19 protein-coding genes are annotated in these 18,134 nt (G+C 53.6%); 7 read left to right on the plus strand and 12 right to left on the minus strand.

Annotation, left to right across the window (positions count from 1 at the left end):
• The first annotated feature begins 7 nt into the window (after positions 1-7).
• The 5 genes from rdgB to LCF41_RS17650 all read left to right on the plus strand — a co-directional run bounded on the left by rdgB (position 8) and on the right by LCF41_RS17650 (position 3,998).
• A complete protein-coding gene (rdgB, locus tag LCF41_RS17630) occupies positions 8-601 on the plus strand; it encodes an RdgB/HAM1 family non-canonical purine NTP pyrophosphatase (protein ID WP_225085680.1) in 594 nt (197 codons plus the stop codon).
• A complete protein-coding gene (gene hemW, locus LCF41_RS17635; protein WP_225085681.1) occupies positions 594-1,736 on the plus strand; it encodes a radical SAM family heme chaperone HemW in 1,143 nt (380 codons plus the stop codon). Before rdgB ends, hemW begins: the two co-directional genes overlap by 8 nt.
• Before the next feature lie 721 nt (positions 1,737-2,457).
• Positions 2,458-2,652: a hypothetical protein gene (locus tag LCF41_RS17640; RefSeq protein ID WP_225085682.1), complete on the plus strand. Its 195-nt coding sequence runs from the start codon at positions 2,458-2,460 to the stop codon at positions 2,650-2,652.
• Positions 2,653-2,711: 59 nt separating this feature from the next.
• On the plus strand, positions 2,712-3,392 hold the full coding sequence (locus tag LCF41_RS17645) for a hypothetical protein (protein WP_225085683.1): 681 nt from the start codon (positions 2,712-2,714) through the stop codon (positions 3,390-3,392).
• Positions 3,393-3,869: 477 nt separating this feature from the next.
• A complete protein-coding gene (locus LCF41_RS17650) occupies positions 3,870-3,998 on the plus strand; it encodes an entericidin A/B family lipoprotein (RefSeq protein WP_225088216.1) in 129 nt (42 codons plus the stop codon).
• A 92-nt stretch (positions 3,999-4,090) separates the two neighbouring features.
• Here the strand turns inward: LCF41_RS17650 and LCF41_RS17655 are convergent, their stop codons facing one another.
• The 8 genes from LCF41_RS17655 to LCF41_RS17690 form a co-directional block, all read right to left on the minus strand.
• Positions 4,091-4,546, minus strand: coding sequence for a GNAT family N-acetyltransferase (locus LCF41_RS17655; RefSeq protein WP_225085684.1), 456 nt, complete (start codon positions 4,544-4,546; stop codon positions 4,091-4,093).
• Between the two features lie 60 nt (positions 4,547-4,606).
• Positions 4,607-5,836, minus strand: coding sequence for a lysophospholipid transporter LplT (lplT, locus tag LCF41_RS17660; RefSeq protein ID WP_225085685.1), 1,230 nt, complete (start codon positions 5,834-5,836; stop codon positions 4,607-4,609).
• Positions 5,833-8,004, minus strand: coding sequence for a bifunctional acyl-ACP--phospholipid O-acyltransferase/long-chain-fatty-acid--ACP ligase (aas, locus tag LCF41_RS17665; protein ID WP_225085686.1), 2,172 nt, complete (start codon positions 8,002-8,004; stop codon positions 5,833-5,835). Before aas ends, lplT begins: the two co-directional genes overlap by 4 nt.
• 404 nt (positions 8,005-8,408) lie before the next feature.
• On the minus strand, positions 8,409-8,882 hold the full coding sequence (locus LCF41_RS17670) for a GNAT family N-acetyltransferase (RefSeq protein WP_225085687.1): 474 nt from the start codon (positions 8,880-8,882) through the stop codon (positions 8,409-8,411).
• A 2-nt stretch (positions 8,883-8,884) separates the two neighbouring features.
• Entirely contained in the window at positions 8,885-9,652 is a 768-nt protein-coding gene (locus LCF41_RS17675) for an FCD domain-containing protein (protein ID WP_103160671.1), read from the minus strand.
• Positions 9,653-9,742: 90 nt separating this feature from the next.
• Positions 9,743-10,060 carry a PTS sugar transporter subunit IIB gene (locus tag LCF41_RS17680; RefSeq protein ID WP_225085688.1) on the minus strand — a complete coding sequence of 106 codons (318 nt, stop codon included), beginning with the start codon at positions 10,058-10,060 and terminating at the stop codon, positions 9,743-9,745.
• Positions 10,061-10,089: 29 nt separating this feature from the next.
• Positions 10,090-11,526 carry a glycoside hydrolase family 1 protein gene (locus LCF41_RS17685; RefSeq protein WP_225085689.1) on the minus strand — a complete coding sequence of 479 codons (1,437 nt, stop codon included), beginning with the start codon at positions 11,524-11,526 and terminating at the stop codon, positions 10,090-10,092.
• A gap of 24 nt (positions 11,527-11,550) precedes the next feature.
• Entirely contained in the window at positions 11,551-12,888 is a 1,338-nt protein-coding gene (locus LCF41_RS17690; protein WP_039361387.1) for a PTS sugar transporter subunit IIC, read from the minus strand.
• Positions 12,889-13,126: 238 nt separating this feature from the next.
• Between LCF41_RS17690 and LCF41_RS17695 the strand changes: the two genes are divergently transcribed.
• Both LCF41_RS17695 and LCF41_RS17700 read left to right on the plus strand, forming a co-directional pair.
• The gene (locus LCF41_RS17695) at positions 13,127-13,471 is read left to right on the plus strand and encodes a PTS lactose/cellobiose transporter subunit IIA (protein WP_225085690.1); all 345 of its coding nucleotides are present in this window, start codon (positions 13,127-13,129) and stop codon (positions 13,469-13,471) included.
• Between the two features lie 119 nt (positions 13,472-13,590).
• Positions 13,591-14,613 (plus strand): LacI family DNA-binding transcriptional regulator, encoded by a 1,023-nt coding sequence (locus LCF41_RS17700; protein ID WP_225085691.1) that lies wholly within the window; start codon positions 13,591-13,593, stop codon positions 14,611-14,613.
• A gap of 104 nt (positions 14,614-14,717) precedes the next feature.
• On the opposite strand, the gene LCF41_RS17705 is transcribed toward LCF41_RS17700, so the two are convergent.
• Genes LCF41_RS17705 through LCF41_RS17720 form a run of 4 tightly spaced genes read right to left on the minus strand, consistent with a single transcriptional unit; the run spans position 14,718 to position 18,106 of the window.
• Complete coding sequence (locus LCF41_RS17705) at positions 14,718-15,893, minus strand: MFS transporter (RefSeq protein ID WP_225085692.1); 1,176 nt, start codon at positions 15,891-15,893, stop codon at positions 14,718-14,720.
• Between the two features lie 24 nt (positions 15,894-15,917).
• On the minus strand, positions 15,918-16,523 hold the full coding sequence (locus tag LCF41_RS17710) for an NUDIX domain-containing protein (RefSeq protein ID WP_225085693.1): 606 nt from the start codon (positions 16,521-16,523) through the stop codon (positions 15,918-15,920).
• Entirely contained in the window at positions 16,520-17,425 is a 906-nt protein-coding gene (locus LCF41_RS17715; protein ID WP_225085694.1) for an ABC transporter substrate-binding protein, read from the minus strand. The genes LCF41_RS17710 and LCF41_RS17715 overlap by 4 nt, the downstream gene beginning before the upstream one ends.
• A gap of 15 nt (positions 17,426-17,440) precedes the next feature.
• Positions 17,441-18,106 (minus strand): HAD family hydrolase, encoded by a 666-nt coding sequence (locus tag LCF41_RS17720; protein ID WP_225085695.1) that lies wholly within the window; start codon positions 18,104-18,106, stop codon positions 17,441-17,443.
• Between the last annotated feature and the right edge of the window lie 28 nt (positions 18,107-18,134).

Raw genomic sequence — 18,134 nt, forward strand, 5'->3', positions numbered from 1 at the left:
CAAGACGATGCAAAAAGTGGTTTTGGCTACCGGAAACCCCGGTAAAGTGCGCGAGCTCGCCAGCTTGCTGGCCGATTTCGGTCTGGATATTGTGGCGCAGACTGAAATCGGCGTGGATTCCGCCGAAGAAACCGGTCTGACTTTCATCGAAAACGCCATCCTGAAAGCACGTCATGCGGCGCAAATCACGGGATTACCGGCGATTGCCGATGATTCTGGTCTGGCTGTCGATGCACTGGGCGGCGCACCGGGTATTTACTCGGCACGCTACGCGGGTGTGGATGCCAGCGACCAGCAAAATCTGGATAAGCTACTGCTGACACTACAAGACGTACCAGATGCACAACGCCGTGCCAGCTTCCACTGCGTGTTGGTTTATCTGCGCCACGCTGAAGACCCAACGCCGATTGTCTGCCACGGTAGCTGGCAGGGTGTGCTGACGCATGAAGCGGCAGGCAACGGCGGTTTTGGCTATGACCCCATCTTCTTCGTGCCTGAGCTGGGTAAAACGGCCGCAGAGCTGACGCGTGAAGAGAAGAACGCACAGTCTCACCGCGGTCAGGCGCTGCGCTTGCTGCTGGATGCGCTACGCAATGCTTAAGCTTCCCCCGCTCAGCCTGTACATCCATATTCCGTGGTGCGTGCAAAAATGCCCGTACTGCGATTTCAACTCTCACGCGCTGAAAGGCGATGTGCCGCATCAGGAATATGTCGATCACCTGCTGGCGGATCTGGACGCCGATTTGCCGTTAGCGAGCGGTCGTGCGCTGCATTCGATCTTCATCGGCGGCGGCACGCCCAGCCTGCTGAGCGCGGAAGCGATGCAGGCGCTGCTCGACGGCGTTCGGGCAAGAATTCCGCTAACGCCGGATGCCGAAATTACGATGGAAGCCAATCCCGGTACGGTTGAAGCCGACCGCTTCAGTGGCTATCAGCGTGCAGGCATAAACCGAATTTCCATTGGCGTGCAGAGTTTCGATCCGCAAAAGCTGACGCGCTTAGGGCGTATTCACGGCCCGGACGAAGCCAAGCGTGCCGCACAGCTGGCGACCGGTCTGGGCTTACGCAGCTTTAATCTGGACCTGATGCACGGCTTGCCGGATCAATCGTTGGACGAAGCGCTGGACGATCTGCGTCAGGCCATTGCGCTCAATCCACCGCATTTATCGTGGTATCAACTCACCATTGAACCGAATACGCTGTTCAGCTCGCGTCCGCCGACGCTACCGGACGATGACGCACTGTGGGACATCTACGAGCAGGGTCACGCGTTACTGAGCGCCGCCGGTTACCAGCAGTATGAAACCTCTGCCTATGCCAAACCGGGCTACCAGTGTCAGCACAACCTAAACTACTGGCGCTTCGGTGATTATTTGGGGATTGGCTGTGGCGCGCACGGCAAGCTGACCTTCAGCGACGGGCGCATTCTGCGCACGGTCAAAGTCCGCCATCCGCGTGGCTATATGCAGGGCACCTATCTGGATAAACAACACGACGTCGCTAACGACGATCGGCCATTTGAGTTTTTCATGAACCGCTTTCGCCTGCTGGAAGCCGCCCCACGCGAGGATTTCACGGCGTATACTGGTTTGGATGAAGAGAGTATCCGCCCGATGTTAGATCAGGCACTGGCACAAGGCTATCTGACTGAAACCGCGACGCACTGGCAAATCACCGAACACGGCAAGTTGTTCCTGAATTCCCTGCTGGAGCTGTTTCTGACAGAAGAAGAGTAATCATTCTGTGGGCAGGTTTTCTCTGGTAAACCTGCCCACCGTTTCCCACTATCTTTCTGCTTTTGCAACGCTTACAAACCTTATTTCGAGCCGTCTTCCTTTCCAATCAAACACCGCTTGCCCGCAGTACCAAAATCCTTTTTCCTTGTACTGGACGACGATGTCATCAGTCGCAGGACATTGTGCGGGATCTTAAGTGGCTATGAGCCATTTTCAGAGACCATAAGTAGCATTAGCTCAGACTTGAACGGACAGTTTTCGCGAACAGAACACGATTAAATCTGACAGGCTGTAATGAGCGAGGAGCGGACATATGATGTTTAGAAACCGCGCGATTTGCACGGAGTAAGTGCAATCACCACGGCAGAGACTGCCACAGGAGAAACAGATGTTGTTTATCCACAGATTTTGGGGATCAGTGCGGAATAACTGGACAGAAACACCGCTGCGTCCAGGTGGTGCGGAGGCCTAAGTGGTTCCAACATCCAGTGCAAACCACCTGATCTTAAACCGACTTCATTATCAAACGTTTTTTTAGTTTTAGAGACCACTCACTACATCTAGAGGCAATCGAAACAAAACCACCCACATACAGTGATTGCTGTTCTTTAAGTGCTTGACAATTCTACATATGGCGTTTAACGGTACCTGTGGTAAACTATCCACAGAATGGTCAACAGTGTTTGATTGTGGATAACCGTTGGATATATGGGGAGGATAAATGGCTAAATACGAACTTCGACCGCTGTCAGATAACCGTAAGGCTGACATTGCTCGCAGTGCATTAGCACAAAATAGCGCCCCTGCTAAGCCTGCAGCTTCAATGTCTTCTGGTTCTGCCTCAATGCAGAGATCACGAGATGATGCGCGAATGATGATGGATCGCGCATTCAGGACAGTTGTAGCCAAAGGATAATTTTACTTTAGTTGATTAAAGCGCCTTTTTCTGGCGCTTTTTTATTGCGGAAAAACCAAATGGAAAAGCTCTGGGTTTTTACTCAATTAGTTACAGGAAAAGATGACACCTCTGGCTTTTTGGCTTACGCGCTCTATAAGCACGACAAAAATGAATACGCAGAGAAGTTGCGCAAGAGTGGCAAATATACAGAAGACTATATTAACTCCCAGTTGAAGATCTTTCATGAGCAGACAGTTAATTCGCCAGGCCGAATTGAGTCTTACAAAGAAAAAGCAGAAGCCATCGTCACAAACTTAACAAACCAGATAGATGCTGACATCCGGCTTGAGTACGATGCACAATTAGCCGATGCTAACTTGCAGGATGTTGAAATAGAACGGCTGAAAGCAAAAATACAGGCTATGAAAGCATCACGTGAGAGCGAATTAAGGAAGGCTGAAGAGGATGCTATTCTCAATTTTCATCGTATGGTTGAAATCACCCAAGCACGCAAACGTGGGCGTGTTTCCCGCTCATTAGGATGGTATTGGAATGGGTTTGCCAGCATTTTCGCCACAATAACCTTCGCTGTCATTGTCTATGGCATTTGTACTTGGGCATTGCCACAAAAATCCAGAGACGACATTGTGGATGGAGCGTTTAAAAATCTGCAGGGATCGTTATTCCAGCAGCCAAACATTCAGCTTAATAGCGGCAAAAATGAGAACGCTCAGCAACCTAACACAACTGCCGAATAGTACCTCCTTGATGCTCCAATTGCCTCATCATCTCGTGGGCTTTTCTTTTCAACCCCAGTTCGCCGGCGCGGCTCATTAGAATAGATTTCGCGGGTTGTTACCGTGCGTTTGATTGACGTCCGGATACCTCCTGAGATTCAATGAGTAATTAGAAAAATCGTTTCCATCCAGCTAAGGTAATTTACTTGGACGGAATAACCCTAACGTCCAAAAAACGCGTAGTTTCATGTCAAAAAACAAACAACTGAACGTCTACTCCTGGCACAAAGCCGCCCGTCAGATTAGGTTTAGCTCCATGCCGTCACCGTACCAACTCAGGCCTAAGCGAATCCACATAGGTAGCAACATAATCTCAAACAATATCAGCCGGTTCAGGGCTATCGAGGATTGAATTTTTACCTGCGGTTATGACACAGTAAAACCCTATCACGGTCTTTCTATCAAACCCTATTTATCAACAACCTGCTGGTAACGATGATGAAACGTATAACAACGATCGTAGTGGCGTTGCTGGTCACAGCAACATTGAGCGGCTGTAACACTACACGCGGCTTTGGCCAGGATGTGCAAAAACTCGGTAGCACCATTTCTCACGCTGCCAGCTAACTCACCGCCAGACAAAAAAAACCGGCCATACGTTAGCCGGTTTTTTGTTTAAGCCACAATCCCAATAACTTCCGCTACACGCTCAATAGCTCTCAGAACGCCGACAGCATATCAATATGCGGAATGCCGTCTTCGTCGTATACCTCACCGGTCGCCACAAAGCCGAACGCGCCGTAGAACGCTTGCAAATGAGCCTGCGCGGACAGAAAAAGGTGTTTTTGCGGCCAGTGGCGTGCACAGGCAATCAGCGCGTGTTCCATCAGCTGATGTCCCAGATGTTGCCCGCGGGCATGCGGCTCGACAATCACACGCCCAATCGTCACCACATCGTTGTTCGGATGGGGCGCGAGCAACCGGGCGCAGGCAGCCAGCTTGCCGTCACGGTACGCCGTAATATGGCGATTGCCGTCCACCAGATCGCGGCCATCAATATCCAGATAGGGACAGGTTTGCTCGACCACGAACACCTGATTGCGCAGCGCCAATATGTCATGCAGTGAATACACGTTAAGGTCTGCCACATCCCAGTCATGCCATATCAGACTCATTTCCACCCTTCCCTCTTACACCATACGTTTATTACACAAGACGTTTATTACATCAGACGTTTATTCTTTACCTGCGCCGAGGGAACGATCGCGGCGTTTAGCCAGAACCAACCATGCCCACAGTAGCGCAATCGCCAGCGCAAACAGGACGCCAAAGCCAATCCCGATAGCGATAACCGACACGCCCAGTTTCACTACCAGAGAATAGAGCCCAAGCATTAACAGCATAGCGCCGTTCTCACCCAAATTCTGTACGGCGATCGCATTCCCCGCACCGACACTGGCCTTCCCACGTTCCTGCAAAAGCGCGTTCAGCGGAACAATGAAGAATCCACCCAGCGCCCCCAGCAGAATCAGCAGCGAGTAGGCACTCATGAGGTTATGCTGAAGCGTAAAAATCACCACCACTACGCCGATCAGGAACCCCGCAGGCAGGCAGCGCCGCACGCTATCGAGCGTTACCAGCTTCGCAGCCGCACCGGCTCCCACCACGATGCCCACGGCGACCATTGCGTTAAGCAGCGTCGGCGTCGCATTATCGGTAATGCCGAGCGCATGCGGCACCCACAGCACCAACAGAAAGCGCAGCGTCACTCCCGCCCCCCAGAACATACTGGTGCCGATGAGCGAGAGTCGGGCATCGCCATCGCGCCACAGCACCCGACAAGCAGAAAAGAAGCTGCTCGCCATCTGCACCGGATGCCACGGCTGCCCCGGTCGTGCCGCGTTCAGGCGAGGAATCAGCATATTCGCCCCCAGCGCTACGCCGTACGCCACCGCGCAAATCGACAGCGCGCCGTAAATGTTCCAGTCCGCCAGCACGCCACCTGCCACGGAACCGGTCAGGATCGCCGCAATCGTCGAGGCTTCCATCAGCCCATTCGCTTTGACTAACTGGTCACCACGCGTGATCTCACCCAGAATACCGTATTTCGCCGGGGAATATGCGGCTGCGCCAATGCCCACGAGCGTGTATCCCAGAAACGGATTACCGCCCACGCAAATCAGCAGCGCACCCGCCAGCTTCAGGGTATTGGCGAACATCATCACCTGACCTTTGGCGAAGCTGTCCGCAATTTGTCCGACAAACGGTGCCAGAATGATGTACGCAGCGACAAAGCCTATCTGTAAAAACGGCTGGCTCCAGTCGGGATACACCAGCTGTTTGATCAGCGCTAACGTGGCAAACAGCAGCGCGTTATCGCCAAACGCGGAGAAGAACTGCGCAATAATCACCGCATTCATGCTGCGCGACAGCAGGGGCGTCGCAGGTTCAGTCTGTTGGCTCATGCATTCTGCTCCGATGCGTTAGTGACAGGCTCTTCGGCCATGTGGCGCAGCGTGACAAAGTCAGGCTTGCCACTGCCGAGTAGCGGTAAGGCTTTCACATAGCGAATATCGCGCGGCACAGCCAGTTCCGGCACACCGCTACTGCGAGCCTGTGCAAGCAACACATCACGCGTGATCTGGTTGTCCGTCGTAAACAGCACCAGCGCCTCGCCTTTACTGCTGTCGCTTTTCGCACTAGCAGCATGCTGCGCTTCCGGCGACACCTTCGCCGCCAGCTGTTCTACGCTTTCGAGCGATACCATCTCCCCCGCAAGTTTGGCAAAGCGCTTCACACGGCCGATGATGGTGCAGAATCCTTTTTCATCCAGTTCGACGATATCACCGGTGTCATACCAGCCCTGCTGCAACTCGCCCTGTGCATTTTCTGCCGCTGGCGTTTCCAGCACGCCGGGGTTTTCCACCCGCAGATAGCCTTTCATGATATTTGGCCCGCGCAGTTGCAGGCGGCCACCGCGCGTAATGCCCGGCACCGTGATCAATCGCGATTCAATTTCCGGCAACAACTTGCCGACGGAATGGATTTTCGTCGCCATCGGGACGTTGATCGCCACCACTGGCGCGCACTCGGTCACGCCGTACCCTTCCAGAATGCGGATACCAAATTTGTCCTGCCAGACCTGACGCGTGGTTTCAGACAGCTTTTCTGCCCCAGCAACCACATAGCGCAGGCGAGCAAAATCATACGGATGGGCAAAGCGCGCATAGTTGCCTAAAAACGTAGACGTACCAAACAGCACGGTGCAGTTCTGATCGTAAACCAGCTCCGGCACGATGCGATAATGCAGCGGGCTGGGATAAAGGAACACGCGGGCGCCCGTCATCAGCGGCGTTAATAGCCCCACCGTCAGACCAAACGCATGGAACAGCGGCAGCGCAGACATAAAGCGGTCACGCGGCGTGAAGTCCGCCACGGTGCGAATCTGCTCAACGTTCGCCAGCAGGCTGTCATGAGAATGCACGACGCCTTTCGGGTTTCCCTCGGAACCAGAGGTAAACAGCACGATGGCCGCATCTTGGGGTTTCTGCGGCAGCATCGCACGGGCTGGGAACAGCAGATGAAACAGGATCCACAGCTTATCCGCCAGCGTCACGGTGTCTTTCAAGTCTTCCAGATAGACCCAGTTGGCCTCGCTGACCTGCTTCGGCAAATCCGTCAACTTGCCCTTTTCAAGAAACTGGCGGGACGTGACAATCGTTTTGATCCCCGCCGCTTTCATCGCGCTTTGTAGCCCTTTCGCGCCAGCGGTGTAGTTCAGCATGGCAGGAACGCGGTTACGCAGCGAGGCACCCAGAATGGATGCTGCGGTGATGGTCGCGTTGGGCAACAGCATACCGACATGTTCATCCGCGCGGGTGAAACGCTGCAAAATGCGTGACACGCCCAGCGATTTTTTCAGTAAGCCCTGATAGCTGTCTTCATTAAAGGAAATATCCGCAATGCTGGCAGAACGCCGTCCGTAACGGGTTCTCGCCGCCAGAAAGGCCTGATACAGCGTATGCTGTGGACGCGTGTCCATTCGCGCCTTCATCATAATCTGGTGCAAGTGTTCACCGGCCAACGCACGGCGTTCTCTGGCACTGCTGGCTTCCGGCATCGGCAGCGTGGTAGGCGGTAAATAGGTGATCGTGATCGATGGGAAACAGCGGCGTTTAAACACGCCCGCCAACCGGCCAAACGGTGTGAATTCGGCGCCATCAATACGCACGGGGATAATCGTCGCCCCGGATTTCGCCGCGACAAACGCCGCGCCGCTGTAAATCTTCATCAGCGATCCGGTGACACTGATGCGCCCTTCCGGGAAAACCACGACGGGCTGACCGCGTTCGATCACCTTGATCAGCCCTTTGATCGCCAGAGGCTTGGTGGGATCTAACGGCACGAAATCGATATAAGGCTTCAGCCAGCGCATAAACCAGCGATCGGAAATGGAGGAGTACACCGCAAAGACGGGCTTTATCGGTAAGAATAACGCCAGCAAAGCACCATCAAGGAAAGAGACGTGGTTAGGGGTGATGAGCAATTTGGATTGCTGAAACTGGCTGCTGTCGCCCTCGATCCGGATGCGGTACAGACGCTGGAACACCCAACGTAACAGGGTATGAATCATGCCTTCTCCCAATAGACAGATAAACGGGCAGCTTGCCGAAGCGCAAAACCACCGGGCGATACGTCAAAATACTACATACATATCATACTTCAAGTGACGGGTACGCGGCTGCACGTGAAGATTGCCGTCGGCACAGCATTCACATAGCATGAAAATTGCGGGAGATAACAAAAACGGAAAATTCAGGCAAAAAAAAACCTACGCATCCGCGTAGGTTGGTGTAATCAAATGGTTTCAATGTACAGAGCACATCGAATATCACCAATCAATACCTCTGGGACTTGTTACTCTAAGGATCGCCACTTATCTTCACCAGCGATGAATCGAAAGAGTTATTCTATAAGTGCAACCAACTGTAAAATTCTAGCGAATCATGTAAGGCCGCCCCCTTTTAGCGCGTTTTTCTAGCGTGATAGCGACTGGTGATATAGGCGTACGGCTTTGTCCGGGTAGTCCAGCCCCTCACCGATGTAACGCCAGCCGTGTTTTTCGTAATAGCCGCTAAACGTGGCGTACAGGTAGAGATCCTCAAAACCCTGACGGCGGCAGAAGTCCAGTACGTGCTGTTGCAGCGCGAGACCCAGCCCTTTGTCACGCTGGCTTTCTTCCACATACAGCGAGGCCAGCCAGGGCGTCAGATCCTGTCGGCTGATTAAATCGCAGCGCCAGAGCCCCACCGTTCCGACTAAGCGCTCGCCCTCCAGCGCGATAAACGTCAGCGGCAGTGCCGCTGGGTTCAGGCTATTGCGCACTACGCTTGCAAAGAAGTCGCGGCTGTTCTGGCTGCCGAACGCCTGCCATATCCAGTCAATCACCTGCTCCTGATGCTGGGGATGATCCGCCAGATAACCAATACTTACCCCAGAAATGTCCGTCATGATTACACCAGCTTCCCCTGAAAAATCGGTACAGAATCAAACAAATAGCCGTCAAACTCCGGCGCGTCGGCGTCTGAGATTTCCATCAGCGTATTTTTGACATTTTCGAGGTGCTGCCACATGGCCTGATAAGAGCCGGACACATCGCGACGCCGCAGCGCCGCCAGAATAGCCTGATGATCCGCCAGCCATTTCAGGCGATAGCCCTGCGTGCCAACATGGGTGTAAAGCTGCTGCCAGAGCGCGTTATCATCACGGCACGCCCAGATATTGCTGACCGTTTCCAGCAGCATCTGGTTTTGCGTCGCCCCCGCAATTTGCAGGTGGAACAAGCGATCGAAATCGCCACGGTAATCTTTTCCGGCAATCGCCGCTTGCTCTTGCTCCAGCGTCTTGCGCAGGTTTTCGATATCCGCCCGCGTTGCCATGCGTGCCGCAAACGCCGCGATGTTGCTTTCCAGCAGTTGGCGTGCCTGTAACATTTCAAACGCGCCAATATGATTCTTGGCGCTGTCTGCCGCGTCATCTTCATCGGGAATACGCAGGACATAAACCCCAGACCCCTGACGAATATCGACCGTGCCTTCCAGCTCAAGCATCAGTAACGCTTCGCGCACTATCGTGCGGCTAACGCCATAGGTTTCCGCAATATTTCGTTCAGGAGGAAGGCGCGATCCAACGGGGTAATCCCCTGACTGAATCTTCTGACGCAAATCACAGCCGATTTCCTGATATTGCTTCTTCTCTTGCAGAACCACATCCTTCGCCACGCTTTCACCCTACATGCACTGTCGCCCTAGGTGCGGACGTCAGGCCCGCACCGAATATACCCAGCCACGTACTGACGTCGCGGCGGTGCGCTAGTCTACCAAACTCAGCGCCTGATCCAGCACTTTTGCGCCATTTAATGTGCCGTAGGCGACAGGGTCGATCACTGCGATAGGAATCTGGTAGCTGTCCGTCAGCTTTTTATTTTCGTTGAGCTTGAAGCGCACCTGCGGCCCCAGCAGAACCGCAATAATCTCGCTGCTGAACTCCTGCAATTCATCTCGCAGATTTTGCTCTGGAATCGCATAGATCTTCAGCGCCATTCCTCGCGTTTCCGCTTCTTTCTCCATTTTGGTGACCACCAGTGAGGTCGACATGCCTGCTGAACAGGCCAGTACGATTCTTTTCATATTCCGTTCCTCATTTTGGTTACCTGCACCTATTTCTCTTCATCATCCAAAGTCAATTCAAGCCGACGCGAGTCGTGTAGCTGACGAAACCAGGCGGCGGATTTTTTCGGCCTCCGCTGCCGATCCTGTTCCAGATCGATTTCGATCAATCCGTAGCGATTTTTAAACGCGTTCATCGGCGAGACATTGTCGGTAAACGCCCACAGCATGTAGCCACGACAGTTTGCGCCCTCTTCCTTCGCCTTCAGCGTCCAGTAAAGATGTTCGGCAATAAAAGCGATGCGGTAATCGTCCTGAATCACGCCAGCGTCATCTTTAAAGCGCGCTTCGTTCTCGATACCGATGCCGTTTTCTGCCACAAACCACGGCGCGTTGCCGTAGTCACGCTCCATGCGTTTCGCCATGTCGTAAATGATTTTGGGATTGATTTCCCAGCCGCGCGAGGTGTTCATACGACGCCCCGGCAGCTCAAAATGCTCGTAGTAATAGGCCGGATGGAACGGGGTCTCCTTGTTCCATTCACGGCTAGGCGCTTTTACCCGATGCGGGTAATACAGGTTGATTCCTACCTCATCGACCGTGTTGTCGCGAATGATCGCCAGCTCTTCTTCCGTATAATCCCAGTTCACCTGATGCTGCGCCAGTAGCGCGATCAGTTCCACCGGGTATTCCCCTTTCAGCGCCGGATCGAGAAAGACCCGGTTATAGAACAGATCGTAAAGGTGTGCCGCTTTCACATCGTGCGCCGCACGGGATCGCGGATACGTCACTTCGGGATTGAGGATCACGCCGATCGAGCCGCCATCCCGGTGATAGCCCTGCTGCCGAAACCGCTGTACCACTTTTGCCGTCGCCAGATTCTTATGGTGATTCCACTGCATCCACGTGTGCGTGTTTTGTTCATAAGGGTAGCGTAGCGCGTCCAGATAAACGCGCGTCTGCACCACAATTGGCTCATTGAAGGTAAACCAGCGCTTCACTTTTCCGGCATAGCGAGCGAAAACCGCATCGGCGTACAGCACAAACCACTCCACCACCTGCTTTGATGACCAGCCCTGATACTTCTCCAGCAGGCAGGCGGGCAGTTCGTAGTGTTCAAGGCAGATCATCGGTTCGATCCCCTGCCGGTGCATTTCATCCAGCAGATTATCGATGTAGGCTGCGTACTCCTCATCAACGATGCCTTTCTCATAATCCAACATGAAGCGTGACCAGTTGATCGACGTACGATAGTGCGTCAGCCCCGCCAACTTCATCAGCGCCACATCTTCCCGATAGCGGTTAAAGAAGTCCGTCGCTTTCGCCGGGCCATACCCGTTATGCCAGACCTGACGATCCTGCTTGTACCAGAGATCCAGATAGGAATCCTGCCCTGCTTTCTTGCCGCTCCACCCTTCCGTTTGCCATGCCGATGCCGCCGCACCCAGAATAAAATCAGGTGGAATAGCCAGTGAAACCTTACTCATGCGTTACCTCTCTTCTTGCCCGTTTCAGGCTTTTTCCGCTGCGGCCTGCTTTTCCGCTTCCAACTGCGCCAGTTCAGCACGACGGGACGCCACTTTGACAAACGGCAGATAGATCAGCATCGCAACGATGATGCACACAATCTGCGTCGCAACCGCCCCCATTGAGCCTGCCGTCGACAGCCAGGCGTTAATGATCGGCGGGGTCGTCCACGGCACCATCACCACGGCTTTGCCCGCAAAGCCCATACTGGTGGCGAAATAACCGATCGTCCCCGTCACTAGCGGCGTGATAATGAAGGGAATAGCCAGAATCGGGTTGAGCATAATCGGCATACCAAAAATCACCGGCTCATTAATATTGAACACGCTGGGGCCGAAAGAGATTTTGGCAATCTCTTTCATCTCTTTGCGTTTAGACGCAATCATCACCGCCAGCAGCAGGCCAATTGTCAGGCCGGAACCGCCGATGCTCATGTACACATCCCAGAACGGCATAGTGATAATGTTCGGTATCTCCTGCCCTTGTTCGAACGCGGTCATGTTGACGGCAATCGCCCCCAGCAATAGCGGTTCACGAATCGGTTTAATCATCTGGTTGCCGTGAATCCCGATCACCCAGAACAGCTGAGCGACAAACATCAGCACCAGTAAACCAGGCAGGCTTTGCACCACGGATTCCAGCGGCTGCTGCACGACTTTATAAACAGCATCATACAGATACATGCCCGTCACGCGGTGAAACACAAACCCAAAGGTGGCAATCGCAACCACCGTGATGATGGAAGGAAACAGCGCAGAAAAAGAGGCCGCGACGTTGGGCGGCACGCTGTCTGGCATTTTAATCTGTAGCCGATCGACATTTTGCAGCTTGGTATACATCTCGACAGACAGAATGGCGATAAACATCCCCAGAAACAGGCTCTTCGTATCGGAGAACTGTTTCGCCAGCACGTCTTTCACCACCATCATCTGCCCGTTGACGGCCATTTCGATCGTGGTTGGCGTGACGGCAATAAAGCAGATCACCGCCAGCAGGCCGGGAAACAGCCCGCGTGAACCGTTAATCTTCCCAAGCTCGATACCAATCAGGAAGACGGCACCGATAGTCAGAAAGCTGAGCGTGGCGTAGTTAATGCCGCTCATAATCGGTTTAAGTTCAGCCAGAAACGAGAACATGGAAAAACTGGCCAGACCATTTTTCGGATCCATCACCATGTTGGAAATCAGAACGGAGAACGCCCCGACGATAATGACAGGCATCAGCGTAATAAAGGATGCCTTAATCGCCATAATGTAACGCAGACTGTTAAATTTATTGGCAAAGGAGCCCAATGAATCAATCAGTTGGTCCTTAAATGACATAACACCACCTCTTTCATCATCATATTGTTATATCGCGTGTGACACGCGGGATGGCCGTTACGCGCAGGGTAAATGCAGGTACCGCGCTTTCGCGTTTGGCATACCAAAAATCAACCATAATGAATTATTTTTCTGTGACAGGATTCTCACAAGGCAATATTGGAATTCCAATATGATGAAAATGTGACTTTTGGCATACCATGAATGGCAACTTCTCAGGCAACGAAGGAAATCTACAATGAAAGACACAGAAAATGCCCCGGCATTCGATATGGAACAAACCGTGATGGAACTGCTGATCAACGCAGGTGAAGCCCGTTCAAACGCCATGATGGCGATTCAGGCCGCGCGTCAACGGGAGTGGCAACAGGCTGACGACCTGCTCGCCGCGTCGCTCGAAGCGGCTCGTGAGGCTCACCGTGTTCAAACTCAGTTGATCGGTCTGGACGAAGGACAAGGAAAGGTGCCCGTCAATCTGATCATGGTACATGCACAGGATCATCTGATGACCGCCATGCTATGCCGGGATTTAGCAGAAGAGATTGTCTTGCTACGGCGCGAAATGGCTGCATCACAAAACTGAAAAAACCTGGTTGAGAAACGAGCACCGGACGTTAAATCCAGCAATATGCCTGTGGTAATATGTCGTAACAGGGATGGATAGGCGCTTAGCCCGTCATCATACTCAATTAAGGTGCAGCCATGAAAACCATGCAGGAAGTGGCGAAACGTGCAGGGGTGTCTAAAGCGACCGTATCCCGAGTGCTCAACGGTACTGGTCAGGTCAAACAGGCAACACGCGATGCGGTATTTCGGGCAATGGACGAGCTAGGCTACCGCCCTAATTTTCTGGCTCGTTCGCTGGCTCGTCGCACCTCAAACAGTATCGGTCTTGTTATCTCTAATTTCGACGGCCCTTACTTTGGCCGCCTGCTGCGCCGTGCTACGGATATCGCGGAAAGCCACGGTAAACACCTCATCGTGACCGATGGGCACCATACACCGGAGGATGAGCAGCGAGCGGTGCAGCTTCTGTCTGACAGGCAGTGCGATGCGATAATTCTCTATACCCGCTATATGTCCGAAGCGGATCTCATGGCGTTACTCAACACGCTGACCATTCCGATGATTGTGATGAATCGCGATCTGCCGCAAGCACGGGAGCGCTGTATTTTCTTCCGCCAGCAGCAGGCCGCGTTTGACGTGGTGAATTACCTGATCGAACAGGGTCACCGCGAGATCGCCTGCATCACCGCACCGATGCAAACGCCGACGGCACAGGCACGGCTTGCGGGCTATCAGCAGGCATTAACCACTCACCAGATCGCGTTTGAACCACAGCGGGTGGCGTATGGAACCAGCATGGTGGCCAGCGGCTATCAGGCCGCACGGCAGTTGCTGAACAGCGGCATGAGCTTTAGCGCACTGTTTGCCAGCAACGATCACATGGCAATTGGCGCGATGAAAGCGCTGTACGAGGCGGGGAAAACATTACCGCAGGATGTCTCCGTCTTCGGCTTTGACGATGAACCCTGCGCAACCTACCTGCACCCGTCACTCTCCACCGTGTACATGCCGATTGAAGAGATGGCCGCCACGGCGATTACCCAAGTGCTGGATCTGATCGCTGGCAAAGACGTTAAACCGCTACAACCTTTTACCGGTGAACTGAAACTGCGCGAGTCGGTTCAGAAAGGGCCGTATTATTCTCGTAGCGATCGCTGACCCCGCCATTCCCGCTGATATCGACCTGCTCCCTGAGCAGGTCCGGCAGCCTTGAAGCAAGGGCACCACAGGAGTACGTCCAGCGCCGTGCCCCCTTCGCCTCATTAAGACAGCTTACGTGACAGCAGGTAGGCCACCAGCATCACGGGCGGAATCACGGTCAATAATCCAATAGCGCCAACCAACCCGATACTTTCGCCGACATTGCCAAGTAACAGGGGCGCCAGTAAGAGCGCCAGCCCTACCGACTGCGTTGCTCCCGCCGCGATTTTTGACAGAAACTGCGGCGGTTGCTGCGTTGCAACCGATAATATCAACGGGAAAAAATTCCCCAGACAGGCGCCTAAAATCGCCAGGCTCACCAGCGCAACGGTGACATGAGGAACCAGCCACAGAATAACCAAACCGATTCCACCAACGATGATTGCCCCGATCAGCAGCGTGTTGATTTCATAGCGCAGCAGCAGGCGACTCACCGCAATTCGCCCGACAATCGTACCGCCGAAGTAGGCAGACATCATCCCCACGCTGGTCGCAACCGTTACGGATAACTGCTCTTCCAGAAACTGTGCGCCCCAAAATCCAATGCCCCACTCGGCTGAAATGCCGAGGAAAATCATGCCGAACATCAGGAACGCTACCAGCGGCAGACGAGGGGAACGCTCCGCAGGATTGCTGGTTGAAGTGGCGATATTGACAGGCACCCGCGATAGATTTTCGGGCGCAATAAAGAGAAGAGGCAGCAGCGCGATGATGGGCACGAACATTGCCATCCGCCATCCCCAACCTGACTCCACCGCGAGGCTGACAAAGACCGGTCCGGCAAAGACCCCGATGGCGGCAAAAATGCATCCTTCCGTGATGGCAACCCCGCTGTTTTCACCGTGATGACGTGCCAGCGATTCCTGAATGGCAATTTGCATGGCGCCCCCCGCCAGCCCTAACACCAACGACATGCCCAACGTTGCCGATGAAGGCATTGGCAGGGAAAAAATGGCCACTGCAATCGTCACCGCAAATGAGCTGGTGAGCAGGATACGCTTTGGCGATACCCTTCTTGAACAGTAGGTAACGATAAAGCCTGTCGCAAACATACCAATGGCGTAGAGGCTAAAGTGCCAGCCAATCACGATTCTGGACAGCTGTAATTCATCGCGTAGGAAAGGAGTGATAGAGCCCGGTACGGCCTGATGAAAACCGCACACCACCGACAACATATATAAATAGAACGTGTAATAGTCGCGCTTGAATTGGGGTTTAACCAGGCTCTGTTCCGTCATCTATTCATGTCCTTTAGAGGAGAATTACGGCTTACAAATATTTTTAATCACCAGGTGCTGAAGCAAAATAATGGTTTTGGCATCAATAATCTGGCCGTCATCAATCATTTGCAGCGCATCTTTAATCGGGATTTCCATGACCTTGATATCTTCGCCCTCTTCCGCGATACCGCCGCCTTCATTGATGCGCATTTCGTGCGTAAACGGCGCAATAAAGAAGTGTAGACGCTCAGTAACAGAACCGGGGCTCATGAATATTTCACCAATTTTGGTGACCTCATTGAGTTTATATCCGGTTTCCTCCTCCGCCTCTTTTCTGATGGCCTCTATCGGGTCGCGTTCATCCAGCAGACCTGCACACGCTTCGATCAGCTCATAATGATGACCCAGCAGAAAAGCGGGCAGCCGAAACTGACTGGTGAGAATGACCGTACGCGCATCCGGGTTGTAGAGCGCAATGGTCGCGCCGTGACCACGATCATAGGCTTCACGAACCAGCCGCTGTTCCGTTCCGTTTGAGCGTGTGTAAGTGATGTCGTATTTAGTGAGCTTTCCCCAGTCATTGGCTAATACCCAACTGCCATTGACGACCGCCGTCGTGGCAGAGGGTGCATAAGTCGTGTTTTTCATAGGTGATTACCGTTTGCAATGGATTCAAGTTGGGATAACCAGCGGGTTCGATTTTTTACCGCGTTTTCAGCATCAATAACAAATAGCCGGCTATCCGGTTTTCCGAGAATAACTTTGTTGTAGCTGGCATAAATCCCTTCAGCTTCTTCTGACCTGAGCCATTCCAATGCCTGAGTGACCAGCAAAGGGTGACGGGTCGTGGTAAAGCCAGTAAAAACCTCGGATTCAATGCCGATCGCATCCTGCGGCTCAACGATGCCTAGAGAGGGACGTTCCCGCTGCCGGTTTGAGGCTGCTATTTTTACCGTCACACCGGCCGCGATCTGCCCTTCTCCGGTCAACCGAGCAGGCTCCCACGCAGAAGGCGGTCTGATATGTGCATTACGATAAATATCAGCGAGGATCGCCCAGCCTTCGGGTTCACCGTAGAATTGCAGAATCGTCGCCAGCGCCAGAAACCCCGCGCCCGACACGGCTGGGTCGGGGAACGCAATCTTCCCCTGAAGCGCGGGTTGGGCAAGATCGACCCAGGATGCGATATCCACCCCCGTCTCAGAGAGGACAGCGGGATCGACGACAAACGCGGTTGAAAAACCAGTGATGCGCATATACCCATCGGCGTCAGCGCCCGGTGCAAATAGCACCTCGCTTAAATCGAGAGTTCGCGAGGCGGTATCTGCCCACCCCAGAATCATATCCACCTGAGGAGCATGCTGTTCCTGAGCCAGCCTTGCCGTCAGGGCTGCCGTAGGCATTCTTTCAATATGGATCGCCACATCAGGCATGTGATGCGCGAGAGCACGCAGATAATCCGCAAGCTCATAAGGTTCAAAAGAACTGTAGGCCTTGAGCGTAGCCTTTGAGCCGTAGCCCGTTGGGGCATGAATGAGAGTGGCGGTCATGTTGGTTCCTTTACCTCACGCGCTAAGCTTGCTGAGCATGGCCGTCAGCTTGTCGTCTTTGAAATCTGGGATCGCCGCTGATGCGCCATACTTCAGCAACGCCGCTTCATCCAGCGCGCCCGTCATACCGAAGGTAAATACCCCGGCCGCCGCCGCAGACTGAATACCGGGGCCGGAATCCTCAAACGCTAAGGCGTTTTCACGCCCAACGCCCAGCAGCCGCATTGCTTCCGCGTAGGGATAAGGATCGGGTTTGCTACGCGGCAGCTCCGCGCCGATAAGCAGATGATCGACGGACTCCAATAAATGTAGCCCCTTCAACATCATGATGGCGCTTTCACGCGGCGCGTTGGTTACCACAGCGATCCCAATGTTTCTGTCCTGCGCCCACTCGAAGAGTTCAGTCACGCCAGGGCGGCCTTCCAGCGGCCCCGTAAGCTGCTTCCTGAACAGCGCTTCTTTACGTTCTCCCAGTTCATAACGGTGCTCGGGCGATAGATTGGGGAAAAGATCGCGCGTGATGTGGTCCATCGGCGCGCCCATGATTTTTTCGTTGTAATAGTCGATCGTGACGGACTGACCAAAGTCGGCCAGGAGTTCATTAAACGCGGCCAGATGCAGCCGGTCTGTGTCGAGCAATGTTCCATCCAGGTCAAACAACAATCCTGCGGTAGTTTTCATTCCAATCTCTCCCAGCTAAGCAACGATT

Origin of the sequence: Pectobacterium colocasium, assembly GCF_020181655.1 — a bacterium.
GTDB classification, from domain to species: domain Bacteria; phylum Pseudomonadota; class Gammaproteobacteria; order Enterobacterales; family Enterobacteriaceae; genus Pectobacterium; species Pectobacterium colocasium.